Here is a 13,853-nt window from a genome sequence, read left to right as displayed (position 1 = left end):
CTGACCAGAAGGCCCTGACCAGAGGGCCAGACAGCCTGGGGCTACGGGGCGGGGTACACCACCTGCGCCGAGCCGCCGCCGCGTCGTACGGTCTCGGCGGCGGCCAGCCACTTGCCGTTCGGCAGTCGCTGGACGCCGGTGGCCGCGCCGATCTCGGGGTTGAGCGTGAAGGAGTGCCCGATCTTCTCCAACTGCGTCCTCAAGTCGCTGTTGTAGAGGCCGGGTTCGAGTTCGGTGCGGGCCGCGTTGCGCTGGCTGGCGCGCGGGGCGGCGATCGCGTCGACGAGCGGCAGACCGCGGTCGAGGAACTCGGTCAGGGTCTGCAGCACGGTGGTGATGATGGTCGCGCCGCCGGGCGAACCCAGCGCCACCACCGGCTGGTTGTGCCGGTCGAGCACGATCGTCGGCGAGATCGAGGACCGCGGCCGCTTGCCCGGACCGGGCAGGTTCGGGTCGTGGACGGCCGGGTTCGCGGGGGCGAAGGAGAAGTCCGTCAGCTCGTTGTTGAGGATGAAGCCGCGGCCGGGGACGGTGATGCCGCTGCCGCCGGTCTGCTCGATGGTGAGCGTGTACGAGACGACGTTGCCCCACTTGTCGGCGACGGTCAGGTGCGTGGTGTTCTCACCCTCGTACGTCGTCGGCGCGGCCGTGCCGCCGGTGTTGCAGGCGGCCGGCTTGCGCGGGTCGCCGGGTGCGACGGGGCTGGTGAGGACCGCGTCGTCCTTGATGAGGCAGGCCCGCGAGTCGGCGTACTTCTGCGACAGCAGTTCCTTGGTGGGGACGTCCTCGAAGGCGGGGTCGCCGACCCAGCGCCCGCGGTCGGCGAACGCGATCCGGCTGGCCTCGATGTAGTGGTGCAGGTACTGCACCTCGCTGGCCTTCGAAAGGTCCGTCTTCTCAAGGATGTTGAGGGCCTCGCCGACCGTCGTGCCGCCCGAGGAGGAGGGCGCGATGGAGTAGACGCCCAGTCCGCGGTACGAAGTCTTCGTGGGCGCTTGGAACTTGGCGCGGTAGGCCGCGAGGTCCTTGGCGGTCAGGTTGCCCGGCCGGGCGTTCCAGCCCGAACCCGGGTCCACGGGCGGGTGGTTGACGGTGTCGACGATGTCCTTGCCGAGGTCGCCCCGGTAGACCGCGCCGACGCCCTTGCGGCCCAGCTCCGCGTACGTCTTCGCGAGGTCGGGGTTCTTGAACGTCGAGCCCACGACGGGGAGTTGGCCGCCCGGCAGGAACAGCTTCACGGTGTCCGGGAAGTAGCGGAAGCGGGTCTCGTTGGCGGCGGTCTGGGAGCGGAAGGTGTCGTCGACGGTGAAGCCGTCGCGGGCCAGGCGCTCGGCGGGCTTCAGCACCGTACCGAGCTTCTCGCTGCCCCATTTGCCCAGTGCCGTCGCCCAGGTGGCCGGGGTGCCCGGCGTGCCGACGCTGAGGCCGCTGGTGACGGCGTCGGCGAAGGCGAGCGGCTTCCCGTTCTCCAGGAAGAGGCCGGAATCCGCCGTCAGCGGGGCGGTCTCGCGGCCGTCGATGGTGTGCACCGTACGGGACTTGGCGTCGTAGTAGACGAAGTAGCCGCCTCCGCCGACGCCGGAGGAGTAGGGCTCGGTGACGCCGAGGGCGGCGGCGGTGGCGACGGCCGCGTCGACGGCGTTGCCGCCCTTCCTCAGGACCTCGATGCCGGCCGCGGAGGCGTCGGCGTCGACGCTGGCGACGGCACCGCCGTAGCCGACGGCGACGGGGACCTTCTCGACCGCCGTTCTCTGCGCGGCGGGTGGCGCTGCCGCCCCCACCGTGACCACGGCGGCCGAGACCGCCAGGACCGACAGCTTCCGCGCGACAGGGCGACGCATCCATACCTCCAGTCGGGAACCGTCCGCGCAGCGTAACCACATTCCCGGGGCCCCGACAGCCTCCTTCCGGGCACTGTCATACGACTGCCACATGTCGAACACAAGTACGCGCCGGTCATGCTCGCCCGCTACCATGCGCGCCCATGAACGACGACGTGCGCAACATCGTCCTGGGGGTGGTCGCCGCCGGCATCAGTGCCACGCTGGGCTGGCTGGCCCGTACCTACCTGTGGAGGCGCAGGCTGCGGCGCAAGCAGGCGTTCTTCGGGCTGCCCGAGCACTCGGAGTCGCTGCTCGTGGTCAACCGCGACGCGGGCAGCCCCGATCTCGCGGTGCACCGGCACGACGTGTTCGCGCTGCTGGAGCTCGCCGCGCTCATCAAGGACTGCGGCGCGGGCGCGGAGGTGGTCACCCAGGACGCGGCCCGGCAGGGTTTCGGGGAGCGCACGGAGTTCTGCGTCGGCGGCCCGGGGTCGAACCGGCGGATGGCGGCCCATCTCCAGGCCATGCTGCCCGGGGTGCGCGTCAACACCGACCGCGAACCGGGCCCGGACCGGTTGGCGTTCCAGATCGGCGGCGAGCACTACCGGATGGAGTCGGGCGTCACCGAGTACGTCCTGCTGGCCCGGCTCACCGCCGGCTCGCGGCGTGGCGGGCGGCCGGTGTTCCTGTTCTGCGGGCAGCGCGCGATCAACAACCAGGCCGCGACCCGGTATCTCGTCCGCAACCACGAGCGGCTGGCCCGCAAGCACGGCAACGCCTCCTTCGTCCTGCTCCTGAAGGTGATCAACTCCCAGGCGTACGGCCCCGACGTGGTCGAGCTGGTGGAGGACGTGACCCGGGCGGCCCAGGCCCCGCTACCTGCGGCGACAATTGTTACTGCCACGTAACTAGCCGCCGGGTTACCCCAGTTGGGACGAATCGGTTACCGTCGGGTCACTTTGCACTGTGGCACGTCGAGGAGTGGACCGTGGGACTGGGACAGCATCGCAAGGCCCTGCGTACGACCGCCGTGGGCGCGGTCTGCGCGTCCCTGGTCGCCGGTGGCGGCCTCACGCTGGCTCCCGCCGCGCAGGCGGCGACGAGCGACGTCCGGTTCGTCGACATCGCCGGGGCCGGCGGGACCGTCCTCAAGGCCAACGTCGTGACCCCCGCGCGCGCCGACGGCTCGCGCCGCCTCCCGCTGATCGTGCTGCCCACGGCCTGGGGCTTCCCGCAGGTCCAGTATCTCGCCGAGGCCCGCAGACTCGCCGACACCGGTTACGTGGTGCTGAGTTACAACGTGCGCGGGTTCTGGCAGTCCGGCGGCGAGATCGAGGTCGCGGGCCCGTCCGACGTGGCCGACGCCGCCAAGGTCGTCGACTGGGCGCTCGCCCACACCCCCAGCGACCCGAAGAACATCGGCATGGCGGGCGTCTCCTACGGGGCCGGCATCAGCCTGCTCGCCGCCGCGCACGACAAGCGCGTCAAGGCGGTCGCCTCGCTCAGCGGCTGGGCGGACCTGATCGCCTCGATCTACTCGGGGCGCACCCAGCACAGCCAGGCCGCGGCCTTCCTCAACGCGGTGGGCGCTGCCACGGGCCGGATGAGCGCCGAGTCCCGGCAGCTCTTCGCGGACTTCTCCGCCTCCGACCTGTCCCGGGAGCAGGCCATGCTCGCCTGGGGGCGGAAACGTTCCGTCGCGACGTATCTGGACCAGCTCAACAAGAACGGCCCCGCGGTCATGCTCGCCGGAGCCTGGGGCGACACGATCTTCCCGCCCAACCAGACCATCGACTTCTACGGGAAGCTGACCGGCCCGAAGCGCCTGGAGTTCCGGCCCGGCGACCACGCGACCCCCGAGATCTCCGGCCTGTTCGGGCTGCCCAACGACGTGTGGACCGACACCGAGCGCTGGTTCGACCACTACCTCAAGGGCGCGGACAACGGCGTCGACCGGGAGCAGCCGGTCCGGCTCAAGTCCCGTTCCACAGACGGCTACGAGGGGTATCCGGACTGGAAGTCGGTGACCGCGACCCGGCGGAAGATCGCCCTCGCGGGCACGACCACCCTGCACACCAACGTGGACTCGGGCGCGGACGCCGGAACCGTCTTCCTCTCCAGCGTCCTCGACCAACTGGTGAAGCTCCCCCCGGTGGCGGTCGTCCCGCTGCTCCCCCGCGCCTGGGCCGCCGTATGGCAGTCGGAGAAGTACGCCACGCCCCAACAGGTGCGCGGTACCGCCCAGTTGCACACCACCGTCACTCCGACCGAGGAGAGCGGCACCCTCGTCGCCTATCTGTACGACGTGGGGCCGCTCGGCCTCGGCAAGCTGGTCAGCAACGCGCCGTACACCTTCCACGGGCGCACGCCGGGCACTCCGTTCCGTCTCGACCTGGACCTGTTCGCCACGGCCTACGACGTCCCGGCAGGGCACCGGCTCGCCCTGGTCGTCGACACGGTCGACCCGCTCTACATCGAGCACAACCCGTCCGGCGCGCGGCTGACCTTCTCCTCGCCGGTGGACGACCCGTCGTACGTGTCGATTCCGCTGCGCGAGCAGTGATCTCCGGCCGCTGCCGGGGCGGGTGGGCTCGGCGGCTGCCACCGTCGGGGCTCAGTGCTTGAGGATCTTGGAGAGGAAGTCCTTGGCCCGGTCGCTGCGCGGGTCGGTGAAGAACTCCTCGGGCGTGCGGTCCTCGACGATCCGGCCGTCGGCCATGAAGACCACGCGGTTGGCTGCGGAGCGCGCGAAGCCCATCTCGTGGGTGACGACGACCATGGTCATGCCGTCCCGGGCCAGTTGCTGCATCACCTCGAGGACCTCGTTGATCATCTCGGGGTCGAGGGCGGAGGTGGGCTCGTCGAAGAGGAGCGCCTTGGGGTCCATGGCGAGGGCGCGGGCGATGGCCACGCGCTGCTGCTGACCGCCGGAGAGCTGCGCCGGGAACTTGTCGGCCTGGTCGGCGAGGCCCACCCGGTCGAGCAGTTCGCGCGAACGCCGGTCGGCGTCGTCCTTGCTGCGTCTGCGCACCTTGACCTGGCCCAGCGAGATGTTCTGGAGGACTGTCTTGTGGGCGAAGAGGTTGAAGGACTGGAAGACCATGCCGACCTCGGAGCGCAGTCTCGCCAGGCCCTTGCCCTCCTCCGGCAGCGGCTGTCCGTCGAGCGTGATGGAGCCGGACTGGATGGGCTCCAGCCGGTTGATCGCCCGGCACAGTGTCGACTTCCCCGACCCCGAAGGGCCGATCACCACGACCACCTCCCCCCTGCCGACGGTGAGGTTGACGTCCTGGAGTACATGCAGCTCCCCGAAGTACTTGTTGACGTCACGCAGCTCGATCAACGGATCGACGGCCATGCGCAGCCCTACTCACTCTCAGCCGTGTCGTGGTTGCCGCAAACTATCCACATAAGAGCGGCGTTAAGGTACGACACGCACTTTTCGGTCATTAGCCGTATTTACACCAGTCGTGCCGGGGTGCCGGGAGGTCAGTTCTCGGCCACCTCCGCGTAGAGCTGGGACAGTTCGGGAGTCCCGCTCGCGGCCCAGTCGCGACCGGCCGCGGCCACGTCGATCTCCCGGCCGGACGCCAGCCGGACGACCGGCTCGCCACCGGGCCGGATCGCCCAGGCGGCGCCGGGCACGGTGCGCACGACGACCGTCCCCAGGTAGAGCCCGGCGTCGTGGCCGAACCAGGACAGGCCCTCCTCGTCGTCGCGCCAGCGCGGCGGCAACTGGTCGAGCGCCTCCAACGAGGCGGCGGTGTCGTCGAGTCGGATCCCCTCCCGGTCCGCGTGGGAACGCAACAGCTCGCATTCGGAGAGGAGTTCGGCGATCCCCTCGGGGTCCTCGGCCAGCACCGCCGCACCGTGCTTCTTGCTCCTGTTGCCCAGGAAAGGGATGTTCATCAGCCCAGCGTGACACTCGCACCAGTACGCACACCACAGGCGCGCTGGCACGCGCTCGTCGGCCGGGCCCCGGCTTCCGGAGCTACACGTCCAGGTCGACGACGACCGGCGCGTGGTCCGACGCGCCCTTGCCCTTGCGCTCCTCGCGGTCCACGTAGGAGTCCTTGACGGCCTGGGCGAACGGCTCGTTGCCGTACACGAGGTCGATGCGCATGCCACGGTTCTTGGGGAAGGCGAGCTGGCGGTAGTCCCAGTACGTGTACGGGTGGTCGTACTTCAGGGGGCGCGGCACGACGTCCGACAGGCCCGCCTCGCGCAGGGACGTCAGGGCGGCGCGCTCGGCGGGGGTGACGTGCGTGAGGCCCTCGAAGGCGGCCACGTCGTAGACGTCGTCGTCGGTCGGCGCCACGTTGTAATCGCCCAGCACCGCGAAGGGCCGGCTGCCCGTGGCGTCGCCCGCGACGGCCGCCTTGAGGGCCTCGAACCACTGGAGCTTGTAGGCATAGTGCGGGTGGTCGACCTCGCGGCCGTTCGGCACGTACACCGACCAGACGCGGACCGGGCCGCAGGTCGCCGAGATGGCGCGGGGCTCGGACGCGCCCTCGTAGCCGGGGTCGCCGGGCAGGCCCTTGACGACGTCCGCCAGGCCGACCCGGGACAGCACCGCCACGCCGTTCCACCGGCCGGTGGCGTGGACCGCCGCCTCGTAGCCCAGCTCGCGGAGCTGGTCGAGGGGGAACTGCGCCTCGGCGACCTTGGCCTCCTGGAGGCAGAGCACGTCGGTGCCGCTGCTCTCCAGCCAGGCCAGGAGCCTCGGCAGGCGGGCGGTGATCGAGTTCACGTTCCAGGTCGCGATGCGCATGCCTCACAACCTACCGGGCGCCACTGACACTCACAGTGCCGCGCTCTCCCCGGGCGCCAGCCGCAGGTGCCGCGCGCCGCCGAGGGCGCCGATCTGGTTGTCGTAGATCGGGCGGGCGAGGTCGGTGAGGAGGGCGTCGTGGATGTCGTAGGCGCGCTCGGGCCTCACTTCGCGGACGTAGTCGATGACCTCGGAGATCTTGCTCCAGGGGGCCATCACCGGAAGCATCAGCGTCTCGACGGGCTGGTCGGGGACGGTGAGGGCGTCGCCGGGGTGGAAGACGCGACCGCCGTCGATCAGGTAGCCGACGTTGGTGATGCGCGGGATGTCCGGGTGGATGACGGCGTGCAGCTCGCCGTGGACCTGGACGTCGAAGCCGGCGGCGGTGAACGTGTCGCCGTGGCCGACGGTGTGAACACGGCCGGGGAAGGCGGCGGAGATCCTCTCGGCGACCGACCGCAGGGTCCAGATCTCGGCCGCCGGGTTCGCGTCCATGGCCGCGCGCAGCCGCGCCTCGTCGAAGTGGTCGGGGTGCTCGTGCGTGACCAGGATGGCGTCCGCGCCGACGGCCGCGTCCGCCTCGCCGAACCCGCCGGGGTCGAGGACCAGCGCGCGCCCGTCCTTCTCCAGCCGCACGCACGCGTGGACCTTCTTCGTGAGCTTCAGAGCCGTCGCCGCCTGCGCGGCCGTCGTGTCCGTCGTCATGGCGTCCATCCTGCCTCCGCGCCGGCGACGGGGCTCACTCGGTGGGGGTGGTCTCCTCGCGGATCACCTGCTGCGCCACCGTGAACGCGCTGTTCGCCGACGGTACGCCGCAGTAGACGGCCGCCTGGAGCAGCACTTCCTTGATCTCGTCCGGGGTGAGGCCGTTGCGCAGGGCGGCGCGGGTGTGGAAGGCGAGCTCCTCCAGGTGGCCGCCGGCGACCAGCGCGGTGAGCGTGACGCAGGAGCGGGTGCGCCGGTCGAGGCCGGGGCGGTCCCAGATCTCGCCCCAGGCGTAGCGGGTCAGGAACTCCTGGAAGTCGCCCGAGAACTCGTCGGCCTGCGACAGCGCCCGGTCGACATGGGCGTCGCCGAGGACCTCCCGGCGCACCTTCAGACCGGCGTCGTACGGATCGGGGCGGCCCATGAGCTGCGGCGGTTCGACGACGGGGGCGGGCGCGATCTCCGCGATGGCCAGCGGCTGCGGGGACTGCTGGGGCGCGGTCAGGACCGCTCTGACGGGGATCCCCGGGACGGCCGTCTGCCCGGTGACGGAGTCGTGGGCGGGCTGCCAGGCGGTGGAGAAGTGGCGGACCAGCAGGTCGGTGACGGCGGCGGGCTGCTCGACCGGGACCAGGTGCGAGGCCCCCGGTACGACGGCCAGCCGGGCGTCCGGGATCCCGGCGACCAGGGTACGCGCCTCGGCGGGGCCGGTGACCTGGTCGTCGGAGCCGACGAGGACCAGCGTGGGAACGCCGACGAGACCGATCTCGGCCCGTACGTCGAACGCGGCGAGGGCCTCGCAGGCCGCTATGTAGCAGCCGGGGTCGGTGGTGCGCACCATCTGCACGGCCCACTCGGTGATCGCGGGCTGGGCGGCCGCGAAGCCGCTGGTGAACCAGCGGTCGGGCGAGGTGCGGGCGATGGGGTCGAGGCCGTTGGTGCGCACTATGACACCGCGCTGGCGGAACTCGTCGGCCGTGCCGAACCGGGGCGAGGCGGCGATCAGCGCGAGCGAGGCGACGCGCTCCGGGTGCCGCAGGGCCAGCTCCACGCCGACCGCGCCGCCGAACGCGCAGCCCGCGTAGCCGAAGCGCTGCACCCCGAGCACGTCGAGTGTGGCGAGGAGGCGCGCGGCGAGTTCGGCGACCGAACCCGCCGGGTAGGCCGGGGCACCGCCGTGACCGGGCAGGTCGAACCGGAACACCCGCCACTGCTGAGCCAGCTCGGGGACCTGACGGTCCCACATGTGCCAGGTGGTGCCCAGTGAGGGAGCCAGGATCAGCACCGGAGCGTCTTCCGGACCGTCGAAGCGGTATTGCAGGGGTGCGGCAGTCGTCTCGCTCACTCGACTCACGCTCTCACATCTCACGTTTCCTCACGGCGTCGGGTGGGAACGCTGCGCAGTCCCTCCCCTGTTGTGGCGGGATCGCGAAGATCCTCGACGCTCCCTCCACATGCCGTTTCCCGGCCTCAGGCATCGTACAGAGGCATCCCGCGCGGCCCGAGACCTCCCGGACATCCCGCTCCTGAGGCCCGTCGATGCGGTATCTTCCGGCGGCTCACAGGTCGTCCGAAGCGCCGAGGCCGGTGAGGGCGCCCACCGGGTCCGGGTCGGGGGTGCCGCGCGGCCACCAGTCGTCGTGGCCCGGCTCCGACTCGTAGGCGTACCACAAGCCGTCGCGGCCGAAGCGGAGTTGGACGTGGCCGCGAGGGTGGGTGAGGTGGTTGCGGCGGGGGCGGAAGGCGGGGAGGTCGGCGGCCAGGAGGAGGGGGCGGGCCCGGTCGAAGCGGCCGGCCGGCGGGTCCCAGGTCTCCTCCAGGACGGTGAGTCCGTCCGGCCCGCCCTGCCGCCAGGCGGCCACCGCGCGGGCCAGCTCGGACGGGGTGCGGCCGACGGCCAGGGCGAGCGAGGCGTACAGGGCGCGGGTGGTGACGGTAAGTCCGGAGCCGGGGCGGGACGCGGCGAGCCGGACGGCGTCCTGCCAGAGGGTCAGTTCGCCGATCCCGTCCTGACCGGTGGTCAGCAGGGCGTGGGCGCGGGCTGCCGCGTCCGTCGCGAGGTGGTCCAGCGCGAAGGAGTCGGGGCCGTTCGGCGCGGACGGGTACGCCGGGGGCTGCTCGGGGTGCGGGGGTCCGGGCAACGGGGCCGGGAGCGGCGGGAGTCGACGATCGGCGAGGGCTTCGACGGCCCGGACGCCCGGCAGCGGTTCGGGTTGCTGCTCCTGTGCGGCGCGCGCCGCGCGGGTGGCGTTACGGCGGGACAGCGCGTCGAGCACTTCGAGTTCGCCGCGACCGCGCAGCAGGAGCAGCACGAACGGGTCGGCGTCGAGCAGCCGCGCGGTCTGGTAGCAGAGGGCGGCGGCGTGCTTGCAGGGGTGACCGTGGTCGGGGCAACTGCACTGCGGGTCGAGGTCGCCGGGACCGGGCAGCAGCGGCACCCCGCAGTCGGCGAGGGACTCGGGCATCTCCTTGTCGAGCAGCGCGGCGATGTGTCCGGGGCGCTCGACGGCGGCCTCCAGGAAGCGTTCCCAGTCGTCCTCCGTGAGGGTGCGCAGTCGCACCTGCACGCGGTAGGGGCGGGGGCGGCTGCCCTGCACGTACGCCAGGACGAGCCCGGGGGTGACCGTGATCGCGTCCACGTGCCCCTGCTCGGCGTAACCCCGGCCGCGCAGCAGGCGCTTGGGGTCCAGAGCGCCTTCTTCGAGCGCGCCGACCCAGGCGTTGCCCCACCAGGTCTCGGCGAAGGGGCCGGCGGGGCGCGGGGGGAGGGCGGGGAGGGGCGGGAGAGGCGGGAAGGTACGGCGGTGGTCGCCGTCCCGGGACGGGGCGGCCATGGAGCGGGGGGTGGGGGGCGGGGGTGCGTTGTGCCAGTCGGGGGCGGGGTCGAAATCAGGGTCGAGGTCGAGATCAGGGTCGGGGGCGGGGTCGGGCTCCATCTGGGGGCGGGGGGTCGGCTCTGCCTCTGGCTCGGGTTCCGGGTCGGGTGTCTCCTCCGGGGGCATCCGGAAGGCGTCGGCGAGCAACTCCCTTACGACACGGGCTCGTTCATCGGCGACGTGGTCACGTATGCGGCCGGGGCGTCTGGCTTCGGAGGGGCGGGGGCCGCTGCGTCCGGTTTCCCGTGCTGGCTGCGCCCCGGGCTCGGCGGAGCCCTGTCGCGTCTGCGCGCGTGCCGCCCGCAGGGCCTCACGGGCGATGTCCCCTGGGCGCGAACCGGTCGGGGCGGTCGGAGCGCCCGGCTTGTCGGCTGCCGGGGTGACATCCGTCGGGGGAACGGGGGCCGCTACGGGGATGGGGACGGCGTCTGCTGCCGGGGCACCCTCCTCGGGAGCGGAGGGCGCTGCGGGAGCCGGGGTCGATGGGCGCCGCAGGGCCGCGCGGGCCGCGTCGGCGGGCCGGGACGGAGCGTCTCCGGGGCGGTGTGACGACTCCTGCGCCTGCTGTTCCTGCCGCCGTTCCCGGGCCGCCCGCAACGCCCGGCGGGCCTCGTCGGCCGGCCTGCCGCCCTGCTCCTGTTCCTGCTCCGGCTCCTGCTTCGGCTCCGGGTGCGCCGCCGCAGCCGCAGCCGTGACAGCCTCAGCCTCGGCCTCGATGTCGTCCTTCTCCGGCTCCCCCATCACGTCTCCCTCCGCAGTCTGACCAGGTCGGACAGCTCGCGGTCCGTCAGTTCCGTGAGGGCCGACTCGCCGGAGCCGAGGATCGCGTCGGCCAGGGCGCGCTTGGCCTGGAGCATCTCGGCGATGCGGTCCTCGACCGTGCCCTCGGTGATGAGGCGGTGGACCTGGACCGGCTGGGTCTGGCCGATGCGGTAGGCGCGGTCGGTGGCCTGCTCCTCGACCGCCGGATTCCACCAGCGGTCGAAGTGGATGACATGGCCCGCGCGCGTGAGGTTGAGGCCGGTGCCGGCGGCCTTCAGGGAGAGGACCAGGATCGGCGTCTCGCCGCTCTGGAATCGGTCCACCATCCGCTCCCGCTCGGGTACCGGGGTGCCGCCGTGCAGGAGGGCGAGGGGGACCGCGCGGGCGGTGAGGTGGGCGGCGATCAGGCGGGCCATGCCGACGTACTGCGTGAAGACGAGGGCCGAGCCGTCCTCAGCGAGCAGGGTGTCCAACAGCTCGTCCAGAAGGGCGAGTTTGCCGGAACGGGCGGCCAGGGCGTCGCCGACCGAGACCGCCTCCTCCTTGAGGTAGAGGGCCGGGTGGTCGCAGATCTGCTTCAGCGCGCCCAGCAGCTTCAGCACCAGGCCGCGCCGGGCGATGCCGTCGGCGGTCTCGATGGCCAGCAGGGACTCCCGTACCACCGCCTCGTACAGCGCGGCCTGTTCGCGGGTGAGCGGGACCGGGTGGTCGGTCTCCGTCTTGGGCGGCAGCTCGGGCACGATGCCGGGGTCGGACTTCTTGCGGCGCAGCAGGAAGGGGCGTACCAGGCGGGCGAGGCGCTCCACCGCCTGGTCGTCCTCGCCGTTCTCCACCGCGCGCGCGTGCCGGGCGCGGAAGGACTTCAGGGGGCCGAGGAGGCCCGGTGTCGTCCAGTCGAGCAGGGCCCACAGCTCGGAGAGGTTGTTCTCGACGGGGGTGCCGGTGAGGGCCACGCGCGCGGGGGTCGGGATCGTGCGCAGTGCCTTCGCCGTCGCCGAGTAGGGGTTCTTGACGTGCTGTGCCTCGTCCGCGACGACCATGCCCCAGGGCTGCTCGGCCAGGGTCGGGGCCGCCGAGCGCATCGTGCCGTAGGTGGTGAGGACGAAGCCGCCGGTGAGGTCCGCGAGGCTGCGGTCGGGGCCGTGGAAGCGGCGGACGGGGACGCCGGGTGCGAAGCGGTTGATCTCGCGCTGCCAGTTGCCAAGGAGGGAGGCCGGGCAGACCACCAGGGTGGGTTCGGTGCGGGCGCGCTTCAGGTGCAGGGCGATGACGGTGATCGTCTTGCCGAGGCCCATGTCGTCGGCGAGGCAGCCGCCGAGGCCGAGGGAGGTCATGAGGTCCAGCCAGGCCAGGCCGCGCAGTTGGTAGTCGCGGAGGGTGGCGTGCAGGCCGGCGGGCGGCTGCGCGGGCCGCACCCCGGCGGTGAGCCGGTCGCGCAGGGCGGCCAGGGCGCCGACGGGGACCGCCGTCACGGTCTCGCCGTCGACCTCGGCGGTGCCCGCGAGGGCGACGGACAGGGCGTCGACCGGGTCCAGCAGGCCCAGTTCGCGTTTGCGGGCCTTGCGTACGAGCGCCGGGTCGACCAGGACCCACTGGTCGCGGAGCCGGACCACCGGGCGGTGGGCCTCCGCCAGCGCGTCCATCTCGGCCTCGCTGAGCGGGTCTCCGCCGAGCGCCAACTGCCAGCGGAACTGGAGCAGTTCCTCGCTCTCGAAGAAGCCGGTGCCGTCCGTCGCCGAGCCCGGCGCGGGGCGGACCACGGCGGCGGCGCTGAGGTCCTGCGCCAGGTCCCTCGGCCAGTGCACGGCGACCCCGGCCGCGGCGAGCCGGGTGGCCGCCACGCCGAGCAGGTCTCCGAGTTCGTCCTCGGTCAGGGCCAGGACGTCCGGTGCGTCCTGTTCGGCGAGGCGGGCGAGCGGGGGCCAGAGGCGGGCCGCGCGCCGCACGGCGAGCGCCGCGTCCACGCGTGCGCGTGCCCCGAAGGCGGCGTCGGCGCCGCCCGCCCACAGGGTCGCCGCGTCGGTCACCAGCGTCGGGTCGGCGAGGCTGTGCACCTGGACGATCGCGGCACCCGCGCTGCGCACCCGCCCGCCGTCGGCGTCGGAGACGTCGAACATGTCGTATGCGGACAGGTCGAGGCGGAGGGAGATCCGCACGCCCGCGTCCATGCCGGCCGCGACCTCGGCGGCCCAGTCGTGCGCGCCGGGCAGCCGCTGGGGCCTGCGGTCCGCGAAGGGCCGCCCGCACGCGTGGGGCGCGGCCGGGGTGCGCGGCATGGTGTCGGCGACGGCGTCCAGGAAGGAGCGCATCAGGGCTTCCGGCTTCGGCAGCCGAAGCGGGCCGGGGCCGGTCAGCGGCACCGCGTGGCCCTCGTACGGGAGCGCGGCGGCGACCGCGCGGAGGTGGGCGATGTCCTCCGGGTCCAACGGCCCCGCCCGCCAGGCGTCGTGCCCGGTGGGCGTCAGGCCGGGCAGCAGACGGCCACGGGCGGTGAGCCGCAGCGCGTGCAGCGCGGCGGCTCCCCAGCAGGCGGTGGCCGGATGGGCGGCGGGGTCACGGCGGGCGCGCACGAGCAGCGGAAGCGCCGTGTCGAGCGGCAGGGAGAGCGCGGGGGCCTGCTTACGGCGGATGGAGGAGCCGTACCGCCGCACGACGGTCAGCTCCACGACCTCCGCCTCAGGTACGCCGTGTGCCGCGTCCGCCGTACGGATCGGCGGCCCGTCCGACGGATCCCAGAAGACGACGCGGCCCTCGCGCGGAAGGGCCCCGGGCAGAAAGACGGCGGCAAGCCGCACGGAGACGAGGCCGGAACCGGGGCCGAGGCCGGGACCCGAGGCGGGGTCGGGACCCGAGGCGGCGCCAGGGCCCGAGGCGAGGCCGGAACCGGAGCCGGGACCCGAGGCGAGGCCAGGACCG

At 72.8% G+C, this 13,853-nt stretch carries 10 protein-coding genes; 2 read left to right on the top strand and 8 right to left on the bottom strand.

From position 1 onward, the window contains the following. Positions 1 to 41: 41 nt before the first annotated feature. Positions 42 to 1,841: a gamma-glutamyltransferase gene (ggt, locus tag BMZ82_RS04725; RefSeq protein WP_177244391.1), complete on the bottom strand. Its 1,800-nt coding sequence runs from the start codon at positions 1,839 to 1,841 to the stop codon at positions 42 to 44. A 143-nt stretch (positions 1,842 to 1,984) separates the two neighbouring features. Between ggt and BMZ82_RS04720 the strand changes: the two genes are divergently transcribed. After that, complete coding sequence (locus BMZ82_RS04720) at positions 1,985 to 2,731, top strand: hypothetical protein (protein ID WP_093772001.1); 747 nt, start codon at positions 1,985 to 1,987, stop codon at positions 2,729 to 2,731. Between the two features lie 86 nt (positions 2,732 to 2,817). Next, positions 2,818 to 4,386 carry a CocE/NonD family hydrolase gene (locus BMZ82_RS04715; RefSeq protein ID WP_093772426.1) on the top strand — a complete coding sequence of 523 codons (1,569 nt, stop codon included), beginning with the start codon at positions 2,818 to 2,820 and terminating at the stop codon, positions 4,384 to 4,386. Positions 4,387 to 4,437: 51 nt separating this feature from the next. On the opposite strand, the gene BMZ82_RS04710 is transcribed toward BMZ82_RS04715, so the two are convergent. The 7 genes from BMZ82_RS04710 to BMZ82_RS04680 all read right to left on the bottom strand — a co-directional run bounded on the left by BMZ82_RS04710 (position 4,438) and on the right by BMZ82_RS04680 (position 13,732). Next, the gene (locus tag BMZ82_RS04710) at positions 4,438 to 5,181 is read right to left on the bottom strand and encodes an amino acid ABC transporter ATP-binding protein (RefSeq protein ID WP_093771999.1); all 744 of its coding nucleotides are present in this window, start codon (positions 5,179 to 5,181) and stop codon (positions 4,438 to 4,440) included. 131 nt (positions 5,182 to 5,312) lie between these two features. Then, positions 5,313 to 5,732 carry a DUF6278 family protein gene (locus tag BMZ82_RS04705; RefSeq protein WP_093771997.1) on the bottom strand — a complete coding sequence of 140 codons (420 nt, stop codon included), beginning with the start codon at positions 5,730 to 5,732 and terminating at the stop codon, positions 5,313 to 5,315. An 82-nt stretch (positions 5,733 to 5,814) separates the two neighbouring features. Next, entirely contained in the window at positions 5,815 to 6,594 is a 780-nt protein-coding gene (locus BMZ82_RS04700; protein WP_093771995.1) for an exodeoxyribonuclease III, read from the bottom strand. Between the two features lie 30 nt (positions 6,595 to 6,624). Continuing rightward, positions 6,625 to 7,260, bottom strand: coding sequence for an MBL fold metallo-hydrolase (locus BMZ82_RS04695; protein ID WP_093772424.1), 636 nt, complete (start codon positions 7,258 to 7,260; stop codon positions 6,625 to 6,627). A gap of 73 nt (positions 7,261 to 7,333) precedes the next feature. Beyond that, the gene (gene pcaC / locus BMZ82_RS04690) at positions 7,334 to 8,644 is read right to left on the bottom strand and encodes a bifunctional 3-oxoadipate enol-lactonase/4-carboxymuconolactone decarboxylase PcaDC (RefSeq protein WP_093771994.1); all 1,311 of its coding nucleotides are present in this window, start codon (positions 8,642 to 8,644) and stop codon (positions 7,334 to 7,336) included. 214 nt (positions 8,645 to 8,858) lie between these two features. Continuing rightward, positions 8,859 to 10,916, bottom strand: a complete 2,058-nt coding sequence (locus BMZ82_RS04685; RefSeq protein ID WP_093771992.1) for an SWIM zinc finger family protein — start codon at positions 10,914 to 10,916, stop codon at positions 8,859 to 8,861. Continuing rightward, positions 10,916 to 13,732 carry a DEAD/DEAH box helicase gene (locus tag BMZ82_RS04680; RefSeq protein ID WP_093772422.1) on the bottom strand — a complete coding sequence of 939 codons (2,817 nt, stop codon included), beginning with the start codon at positions 13,730 to 13,732 and terminating at the stop codon, positions 10,916 to 10,918. The genes BMZ82_RS04685 and BMZ82_RS04680 overlap by 1 nt, the downstream gene beginning before the upstream one ends. Positions 13,733 to 13,853 lie beyond the last annotated feature (121 nt).

The sequence above is a fragment of the Streptomyces sp. yr375 genome, assembly GCF_900110755.1.
Classification (GTDB): domain Bacteria; phylum Actinomycetota; class Actinomycetes; order Streptomycetales; family Streptomycetaceae; genus Streptomyces.
The sequence above is the reverse complement of the archived record's forward strand: the minus strand, read 5'-3'. Positions and strand labels throughout refer to the sequence as shown.

Excerpts from the sequence above, each read along its gene's own strand:
- ggt (WP_177244391.1), bottom strand. The coding sequence starts at position 1,841 with ATGCGTCGCCCTGTCGCGCGGAAGCTGTCGGTCCTGGCGGTCTCGGCC.
- BMZ82_RS04705 (WP_093771997.1), bottom strand. The coding sequence starts at position 5,732 with ATGAACATCCCTTTCCTGGGCAACAGGAGCAAGAAGCACGGTGCGGCG.
- BMZ82_RS04700 (WP_093771995.1), bottom strand. The coding sequence starts at position 6,594 with ATGCGCATCGCGACCTGGAACGTGAACTCGATCACCGCCCGCCTGCCG.
- BMZ82_RS04685 (WP_093771992.1), bottom strand. The coding sequence starts at position 10,916 with ATGGGGGAGCCGGAGAAGGACGACATCGAGGCCGAGGCTGAGGCTGTC.
- BMZ82_RS04720 (WP_093772001.1), top strand. The coding sequence starts at position 1,985 with ATGAACGACGACGTGCGCAACATCGTCCTGGGGGTGGTCGCCGCCGGC.
- BMZ82_RS04710 (WP_093771999.1), bottom strand. The coding sequence starts at position 5,181 with ATGGCCGTCGATCCGTTGATCGAGCTGCGTGACGTCAACAAGTACTTC.